The 8,001-nt window shown below is 74.1% G+C and carries 7 protein-coding genes; 5 read left to right on the top strand and 2 right to left on the bottom strand.

The window, feature by feature from the left end; all coding sequences use genetic code 11:
* The first annotated feature begins 323 nt into the window (after positions 1 to 323).
* Positions 324 to 1,052, top strand: coding sequence for a bifunctional DNA primase/polymerase (locus tag E1265_RS10580; protein WP_132930001.1), 729 nt, complete (start codon positions 324 to 326; stop codon positions 1,050 to 1,052).
* On the opposite strand, the gene E1265_RS10575 is transcribed toward E1265_RS10580, so the two are convergent.
* Positions 1,039 to 2,001 carry a hypothetical protein gene (locus E1265_RS10575; protein ID WP_132930000.1) on the bottom strand — a complete coding sequence of 321 codons (963 nt, stop codon included), beginning with the start codon at positions 1,999 to 2,001 and terminating at the stop codon, positions 1,039 to 1,041. The two genes, E1265_RS10580 and E1265_RS10575, sit on opposite strands and share 14 nt — an antisense overlap.
* Before the next feature lie 204 nt (positions 2,002 to 2,205).
* Here E1265_RS10575 and E1265_RS10570 point away from each other — a divergent pair, with 204 nt between their 5' ends.
* A complete protein-coding gene (locus tag E1265_RS10570) occupies positions 2,206 to 2,955 on the top strand; it encodes a CDP-alcohol phosphatidyltransferase family protein (RefSeq protein WP_207931036.1) in 750 nt (249 codons plus the stop codon).
* On the opposite strand, the gene E1265_RS10565 is transcribed toward E1265_RS10570, so the two are convergent.
* Entirely contained in the window at positions 2,871 to 3,353 is a 483-nt protein-coding gene (locus E1265_RS10565) for an adenylyltransferase/cytidyltransferase family protein (protein WP_132929999.1), read from the bottom strand. The two genes, E1265_RS10570 and E1265_RS10565, sit on opposite strands and share 85 nt — an antisense overlap.
* 159 nt (positions 3,354 to 3,512) lie before the next feature.
* Here E1265_RS10565 and E1265_RS10560 point away from each other — a divergent pair, with 159 nt between their 5' ends.
* Genes E1265_RS10560 through E1265_RS10550 form a run of 3 tightly spaced genes read left to right on the top strand, consistent with a single transcriptional unit; the run spans position 3,513 to position 7,755 of the window.
* On the top strand, positions 3,513 to 4,772 hold the full coding sequence (locus E1265_RS10560; RefSeq protein ID WP_132929998.1) for a glycosyltransferase: 1,260 nt from the start codon (positions 3,513 to 3,515) through the stop codon (positions 4,770 to 4,772).
* Positions 4,769 to 6,535, top strand: a complete 1,767-nt coding sequence (locus E1265_RS10555) for a lipopolysaccharide biosynthesis protein (protein ID WP_132929997.1) — start codon at positions 4,769 to 4,771, stop codon at positions 6,533 to 6,535. The genes E1265_RS10560 and E1265_RS10555 overlap by 4 nt, the downstream gene beginning before the upstream one ends.
* Positions 6,532 to 7,755 (top strand): hypothetical protein, encoded by a 1,224-nt coding sequence (locus E1265_RS10550; RefSeq protein ID WP_207931035.1) that lies wholly within the window; start codon positions 6,532 to 6,534, stop codon positions 7,753 to 7,755. Before E1265_RS10555 ends, E1265_RS10550 begins: the two co-directional genes overlap by 4 nt.
* Positions 7,756 to 8,001: the final 246 nt, after the last annotated feature.

The following is an 8,001-nucleotide window of genomic DNA, read 5'->3' as shown; positions in this document are numbered from 1 at the left end:
ATGCGTATAAGAGACAGGGTGGGTGGGGACACACCCCCCGCGGAGCGCCCGGCGGCCACCGGCCGCCAGGCCGGCCAGCACGGCCAGCACGGCCAGCACGGCCCGCGCGCAGCGCGGGGCGCGTGGGGAGATGGCGTGCGGGAGAGCGCACCGGTGTCACCGGCGGGCGGCTTTCTCCCGATTACCCATCGGAGGCCATCGCAGGGCAGGATGGTTCGTTACAACTTACAACCGAGTGACAGCTGAGACGTTTCCACGGAATAAGCGCCGCGCCTCCCGCGCTGGACGCTTCGGGAAACGGCTAGTGAGGCGGTAGGGGGACCATGGAACGCGAGAGCAGACTCCCTCGGTGGTTGCGTCGCGGAGCGCGGGAGGCGGCCGCGGGGGCGGCCGCGGCCCGGGCCAGGGAGGAGCTGCTGCTCGCCGCCGCCGAGGCCGGCTTCCCGTTGGCGCCCGCCGCGCACCCCCACGACTACGGCTGTTCCTGCGAGCGCATCGGCTGTCCCACGCCCGGTCGGCACCCCGTGTCCCTCGCCTGGCAGACGCAGGCCACCACCGATCGGGACCAGGTGCTCCGCTGGCTGCACGGCGCGCCCGAGGCGAACTTCGTCACCGCCACCGGCCGCGCCCACGACGTGCTCGACGTGCCGGCGGCCGCCGGCCGGGCCGCGCTCGAGCGGCTCGCGGCCGAGGGGACGGAGGTGGGCCCGGTCGCCCTCGTGGACGACCGGATGCTGTTCTTCACGGCCACCCGCGGCACCCCGGACGACGAGGACGAGTGGTGGCCGTGCGAGCTCGACTGCCATCCCGAGACCGTGGACGAGCACCCGGGCCTCCGCTGGCACTGCCGCGGCAGCTACGTGCTGGTGCCGCCCTCCCGCACCCCGGGCGCCACGGCGGCGACCGGGGTGCGCTGGTTGCACGGCCCGGAGCGGCCGCTGCCCGAGCCGCTGACGCTGCTCGAGGCGCTGACCGACGCTTCGGCCGGGCTGCCGGCCGAGGACGACGAGGAGGAGCCGGCCGGCACCCCTGCCTGGCCTACTCGCCGGTGACCGAGGTCGCGCCCCTGCTCTGGCCGAGGATCTCCACCTGGCCCTCGCCCGCCGGCACGTAGGCGACCTGGTAGGCGACCCGCTGCCAGGTGACGGCGCGCCGCGCCTCGCCCTCCATCAGCGCCAGCGACGCCGGGTCGAGGCGCAGCACCTCGGCCGGGTTCTCGCCCTCGGCGACCGTCTGCTTGCTGTTGTGCAGCGTGGTGAAGAAGACCAGCGCCCCGCCGTCGGCGGTGCGGATGGCGACCGGCGCGTACTCCGGGTCCTCGGCCGGCTCGTCGATGTAGTCGGTGCGGAAGGCCGCGTTGTTGTTGGCCTCCTCCCGGCTGGCGAGCGCGTCGGTGGTGTACGGACCGGCCGTGAACGTCGGGTCGACCCCGCCGGCCGACAGGTACTCGGCGTAGGCCGCGCTCAACTCGGCGGGCGGCACCGCGAGGTCGTCCCCGTCCGTCCCGGTGAGCGGGACGTCCACCAGGGCGCCGTCCTCCTCGGCGAGCTCGGGCAACTGGGCGGCCGGCACCTGGCCCAGGTAGGAGGCGCGCCAGTCCTCGTCGATCGAGTCGCGTGTGAAGACCAGCAGCCAACGGTTCTCGGTCAGGTTCGACCGGGCCTCGGCGACGAAGAACTTGGGCCAGCCGGCCTGCTCCGGTATGTGGTACCGGACGTCGTCGAGCTCCAGGGGCGTGAACGAGTCGGGCCCGTACGCCTCGTTGATCTGGTCGATGATCTGCTGGTCGCCCTGCTCCTCGGCGTCGGCGATGGCGCCGGCACGCGCGTCGAGCACGGCACCGTTGATGGCGCCGAGGCCGCCGGACTCGACCGTCGCGTTGAGCTCCGAGTCGTTGGCGGGCTTGGCCTCGTTGTAGACCTCGACGTAGTGCCGGAGGACCTCCTCCGCCTCCTCGGTGTCGGTGGCGGGCACGATGGCCTCCTCGCCGTGCACCGTCATGCACCCCGAAAGGCTCGTCGTCAGCGCTAGGACCGCGGTCAGCCCAGCCACGGTCGTCGACAGCCGAGCTCGCAGCCGCATCGTTCGGTCCTCCCCGTCATCCCTTGGGCGCAGTGGCCCCCGCATGCTATCCGCCCATGCGATGATGCCACGCATCGCGGGGAGCCGGATCCGGTGTGTGAGCAGGTGGGGACCAGGTGATGGATGGTGGCTGAGCTGAGCTACGGTGCGGCGCTCGACCGGCTGCGCGGGGCGCAGAAGACCGCCAAGGGGGTGTCGCTCTACTCGCGCTACGTCAACCGCCCGCTCGGCCGCCGGCTGGCGGCCGCGGCCTACCGGCTGCGCCTGACGCCCAACCAGGTCACCCTGGTCAGCGCGGTGTTCAGCTTCGCCGGGGTGGCCGCGGTGGCGGCGCTGCCGCCGTCCTGGCCGCTGGCCCTTGGCGTCTACGCGACCCTCGTGCTCGGCTTCGCGCTGGACTCGGCGGACGGCCAACTCGCCAGGCTGCGCGGCCGGTCGAGCCCGGCGGGGGAGTGGCTCGACCACGCCGTGGACTGCGCCAAGATCACCGCGCTGCACGGCGCCGTGCTGATCGCCTTCTACCGGCACTTCGAACTGCCCGCGGAGGGCTGGCTGCTGGTGCCGCTGGTCTTCCAACTCGCCGCCGTCCTCGTCTTCTTCGGCGGCCTGCTCACCGACAAGCTCAGGCCGCGCCCCGCCGCCCGGGGGGCCGGCGCGCCGCAGGCCCCGCCGTCCCGGCTGCGCGCCGTGGCGCTGCTGCCCGTCGACTACGGGGTGATGTGCGCGGTGTTCCTGCTGCTGGCCGACGAGCGGGCGTTCCGCCTCGGGTACGCGGCGCTGTGCTGCGCCTACGTCGCGTTCTGCGCCGCGTTCTCCGTCAAGTGGTTCCGCGAGCTGTCCGCCGTCAACGCGGAGAGCGCGGCCCGCAGCTGAGTGCTGGACGTGTGCACCGTGTAGGGGAAGTAGACGACCTCGACGCCGACGGTGGCGAAGTCGCGTTCCAGCCTGTCGCCGCGCGGCGTGCCGCGCCAGTCGTCGCCCTTGAACAGCACGTCGAACCTGACCTGTTGCCAGGTCTCCAGCTTGTCGGGCACGGTCTCCACGAACGCCGCGTCCACGAACCGGATGCTCCGCACGATCTCCAGACGCTCCACCAGCGGTATCACCGGCGGGCGGCCCTTGGCCAGCTCCGCCATCTCGTCCGAGACCACCCCGGCGACGAGGTAGTCGCAACGGCTCCTGGCGTGCCGGAGAATGTTGAGGTGCCCGACGTGGAAGAGGTCGTAGACCCCGGGTGCGTAGCCCACGGTATGGCGAACGGCATGTTGCATACGCCCGAACCCCCCACTGGCCCGTCGCGAAAGAGGATCTCCCACCTTAGCTCCAAGTCCTCACGGAACAGGACCGGATGCTGACATCGTGTGCAAACTTTGGGGATAGGCTGAGCACCCGTCACTCACGGGGGAGGGCGATCGGGGAGGGGCATTACCATGAGTGATGATGTGGTGGCGCATGAGCGGTTACTGCTCGTGTCGACCAACTACGCACCGGAGCAGGCCGGTATCGGTCCCTACGCCGCGCAGCTCGCCGAGCACTGGGCGGCCGAGCGCCAGGCGGAGGTGCACGTGCTGGCCGGCATGCCGCACTACCCTTCCTGGCGCGTCGATCCGGCCTATCGCGGGAAGTGGCGCGGCGTGGACAGTCGGGCGGGAGTCCTGATACACCGCAGGCGGCACACGGTGCCGCCGCGTCAGACCGCCGCGCGCCGCGCCCTCTACGAGGCGACGATCCTCGCGCACGGCGTGCTCGCCCCGCCCCGGATGGGCCGCCCCGACCTCGTGGTCGCGCAGGTGCCGAGCCTTGCCGGCGGGCTGCTCGCGGCCCGGATCGCCAGGCGCCACGGCGTGCCCTATCTGCCCATCGTCCAGGACCTGATGGGCGCCGCCGCGGAGCAGAGCGGGATCAGCGGCGGGGGCCTCGTGGCCGGCGCCACGGCCGCTGTCGAGCGCCGGATGCTGCGCGATGCCACCCTCGTCGGCGTCATCCACGAGAGCTTCCGCGACCGGGTCACCGCCCTCGGGGTGCCCGAGGACCGCATCCGGCTCGTGCCCAACTGGTCGCATGTCGCGGGACCTTCGGCCCCGCGCAGCAAGACCAGGGCCGGGCTCGGCTGGCCCGAGGAACAGACGGTGCTGCTGCACTCCGGCAACATGGGCCTCAAGCAGGGCCTCGAGGTGCTCATCGAGACCGCCCGCCACGCTCCCGAGTTGCGCGTCGTGCTGATGGGCGACGGCAGTCAGCGCGACCGCCTCGTCGAGCTGGCCGCCGGGCTGCCCAACGTGGACTTCCTGCCGCCCGCGCCCGACGCCGAGTTCCCCGACGTGCTGGCCGCCGCCGACGCCCTCGTCGTCACCCAGCGTGCCACCGTCCTCGACATGAGCCTGCCGTCCAAGCTCACCTCCTACTTCGTCGCCGGCCGGCCGGTGATCGCCTCGGTCGCCGCCCGGGGCGGCACGGCCCAGGAGATCCGCAGGTCGGCGGCCGGCACGCTGGTCCCACCCGAGGACCCGGCCGCGCTGGCCGAGGCGGCGCGGGAGCTGGCCGCCGACCCGGCGGCCGCCGACGCCATGGGCGCCCGCGGCGCCGACTACGCCCGCACCCACCTGTCCCGTGCCGCCGGGCTCGGCCGCGTCACCGCGCTGCTCGACGAGGCACGCGCCGCCCACCCGAGAAGAGGAAGAACCGCATGAGCGCAGTGCGCGATGACGGTCGCGGCATCCCGGGCCACCACCCGTACGACGAACCCGACCTGCTGCGCGACCAGTTCCGCCAACTGCTGCGCTACCGGCTGCTGATCGTCTGTGGCATCCTGCTCGGCCTCGCCGGCGGCGCGTGGCTCGGGCTCTCGAGCAACGAGACGTACATCGCCACCAGCGAGATCACCGTGCGGGTGCCCACCGCCGACCCGTTCGCACCCACCGCCGTCGACCGCGTCGTGATGGGCTCCGAGCGCCGCACCGCCGTCAGCGATGTCGTGGCCCAGCGCGCCGCCGAGGCACTCGGCCGGCCGAACGCCGCCGGCTCGCTCAAGCGCGGGCTCACCGTCACCAACCCGCCCAACACCGAGGTGCTGCGGTTCGCCTACTCGGCCGACGACCCCCGGGTCGCCGCCGAGCGGGCCAACGCCTTCGTCGACGCCTACCTCGAACACCGGCAGGCCGCCGCCGACGAGACGATCGCCCACAACGTCGCCGCGCTCGAGGAGCAGCGCGCCCCGCTGCTCGAGCGCCGCGACCAGCTCCAACTCGACCTGGACCAGAACCTCGTCGAGGGCACCACCGCCTACGACAACGCGGTCGCCGACCTGTCCACCGTCACCGCGGAGCTCTCCGAGCTCACCTCGAGCATCGCCGGCCTCCGGGCCCTCGACACCAGCGGCGGTCGGGTCATCACCGAGGCCAGCGCGCCAACCAGCCCGGCAGGGCCGGGACTTCCGCTGCTGCTCGGCCTCGGCTACGTCGTCGGCATCGGCCTCGGACTGCTCGCCGCCTGGATCCGGCTGGTCTTCGACCCCACCGTGCGCTCGGCCGGCGACGTCACCCGCGCCCTGCGCGCGCCCGTCCTCGGCGTGCTGCCGCGCACCGGGCGCGGCCACCCCGACCAGCTGCTCGCCGAGGGGCGGCTGGCCGAGGAGTACCGCTCGGTCGCGTTCCGCCTCGCCTACGACGAGACGTTCGCGCAGCGCCGCCGGCTGCTGGTGGTCGCGCCGCGCGGCAGCATCGAGACGCCGCTCGCCACCTCGGTCAACCTCACCGCGGCCTTCGCCGAGATGGGCATGGACGCGCTGCTCGTCGAGGCCGACCTGCGCACCCCGACCCTCTCCGACCAGCTCAGGCACGCCGACGGCGCACGCCCCGGCTGGGCGGGCAACGGCGCCCGGCGCGGCCAGGACAGCGGCTGGCCCGGCGGCCGGGTGCCCATCGACGGCGGCGAGTCCGGCATCTTCGACCTCGTGCCGGGGCGCCGGGTGCGGAACGTGCCGCGGGCGCTCACCTCGCCGGCGGCCACCACGCTGATCGGCCACGCCGACGCCAAGGGCGCCGTCGTCGTGGTGCTGGCCCCCGCCGTCCTCTCCTATGCCGACGCGATCGCGCTCACCGACCGGGTCGACGGCGTGCTCGTCGTCTGCGACCCGAGCCAGGTGCGGCGCGACGACCTGGCCAGGGTCAGGGAGTTGGTGGTCGGCGCCGGCGGCATACTGCTGGGGGCGGTGCTGCACTCGTGGGGCGGCGGCAGCGACTCGGACCGGGCCTCGCTCGCCGACGGCGCCGAGCCGGTCCCGGCGGAGCCGCTGCCGCGGCCCCAGCCGCCGGCGCAGGCGCGGCCACGGACCAACCGGCCGCCCGTCACCCGGCAGCAACCGCCGCCGGACCACCGCGACGTGGGCTCGGAGACCCTCGGCCTGCGCGTCCTCGACCCCGCCGATCTCGAAGACGGTTCCCCACAGCAGTGAGCGAAGAGAGCGGACCCTCCACGCGGCGCGCCACGGTCGCGGCCATAGCGGACCAGGGCGTGGCCGCGCTGACCAACATCGCCGTGGTGGTGTGCGCGGCGCGGCAGTCGACGGCGGCGGACTTCGCCTCGTTCGCCGTCGTCTACACGGTGTTCGCGCTGCTGCTCGGCGCGGCCACCGCCTATGTCGGGCAGGCGTTGGTGCTGCGCCGCGGCGCGGCGGCCGACCTGCACGGCCACTGCCGGGCCGCGGCGCTCTTCACGCTCGCCGCGTCGACGGCGCTCGGCGCGGCCACGGCCCTGGTGACCCTCGCCGTCCCAGGCGGCATCGCGGACGGCCTCACCGCGCTCGGCCTCGTGCTCCCGCTGGTCCTCACCCAGGACGGGCTGCGCTACGCCTTCTCGCTCCTCGGCCGGCCGCAACTCGCCCTGGTCGCCGACGTGTCACGGCTCGCCGTGGCCGTTCCCGCGCTGGCGCTCCAGCCGTACGGCACGGGTCCTGGCCGGATGGTGCTGGCCTGGGGCCTCTCCTCGCTCCCCGCGCTGCTCCTTGGCGGAGCGCTGCTGCTCCTCCTCACCCGGGGCGCCACGCCCGTCGACCCCCGCACCCTCCTCGACCGGCGCCACCTCGGCCGGCGCTTCGTCGTCGAGTTCGGCGTCGGCAACGCGGCCTCCCAGCTGGCGATCGTCCTCCTCGGCCTGCTCGCCAACCCGCTCGCCGTCGGCGCACTGCGGGGCGCGAGCACTCTCTTCGGCCCGCTGAACGTGCTGTTCAACGCGGCCACCGGTTTCGGCCCGCCGCTGCTCGGCCGTCGGCCGAACGGCCACCTCCGGGCCCGCGCCGCCGCCACGGCCGGCGGCGCGTTGGCCGGCGTCGCGGCCTGCTGGGCGGTGACGCTCGCCCTCCTCCCGGACGCCGCCGGCCGTGCCCTGCTCGGCGACACCTGGGACGCGGCCGTCTCCCTGCTGCCCGCCACCGGCACCCAGTACGCGGTGATGGCCCTCGGCACCTGCGGGCTGCTCCTGCTCCGCGTCCTGAGCCCGCGCGCCACGCTCCCCGTGCAGCTCACCTTCTCGCTCTTCTCGGTCCTGTGCCTGCTCCTCGGCTACGCCCTCGGCGGCATCCCGGGCGCGGCGTGGGGCCTGGCGGTCGGCTCGGCCGCGAAGGCCGCCGCCAGCTGGCTCCGGGCCTCCTTCGAGCTGCGCCTGCTGGCCGCCTGAGCGCTCCGCTGGTCAAGTCCGGGCGGTGGCATGGCGGTTGACACCGCCAAGGGAGCGTGCGGTTAGGTTTGCCTAGCCTAACTCATGGTGATCGGGGGGCCGTCGTGGTCGCCCGTCCGACACCCGGAAAGGCATCGCCACGCCATGCGCCTCGTTCCGTCCTCCGCCCGCGCCCTCGCCCGCGCCGGGATCGCCGTCGCCGCCATCGCCGCCCTGACGCTGGGGCTCGCCGGTCCGCGTCGGCGG

Origin of the sequence: Streptomyces sp. 8K308 (genome assembly GCF_004348315.1) — a bacterium.
Lineage (GTDB): Bacteria > Actinomycetota > Actinomycetes > Streptomycetales > Streptomycetaceae > Streptomyces.
This window is presented reverse-complemented; position numbering and strand designations above follow the sequence as displayed.

Excerpts from the sequence above, each read along its gene's own strand:
- E1265_RS10580 (WP_132930001.1), top strand. The coding sequence starts at position 324 with ATGGAACGCGAGAGCAGACTCCCTCGGTGGTTGCGTCGCGGAGCGCGG.
- E1265_RS10575 (WP_132930000.1), bottom strand. The coding sequence starts at position 2,001 with ATGACGGTGCACGGCGAGGAGGCCATCGTGCCCGCCACCGACACCGAG.
- E1265_RS10570 (WP_207931036.1), top strand. The coding sequence starts at position 2,206 with ATGGTGGCTGAGCTGAGCTACGGTGCGGCGCTCGACCGGCTGCGCGGG.
- E1265_RS10565 (WP_132929999.1), bottom strand. The coding sequence starts at position 3,353 with ATGCAACATGCCGTTCGCCATACCGTGGGCTACGCACCCGGGGTCTAC.
- E1265_RS10560 (WP_132929998.1), top strand. The coding sequence starts at position 3,513 with ATGAGTGATGATGTGGTGGCGCATGAGCGGTTACTGCTCGTGTCGACC.
- E1265_RS10555 (WP_132929997.1), top strand. The coding sequence starts at position 4,769 with ATGAGCGCAGTGCGCGATGACGGTCGCGGCATCCCGGGCCACCACCCG.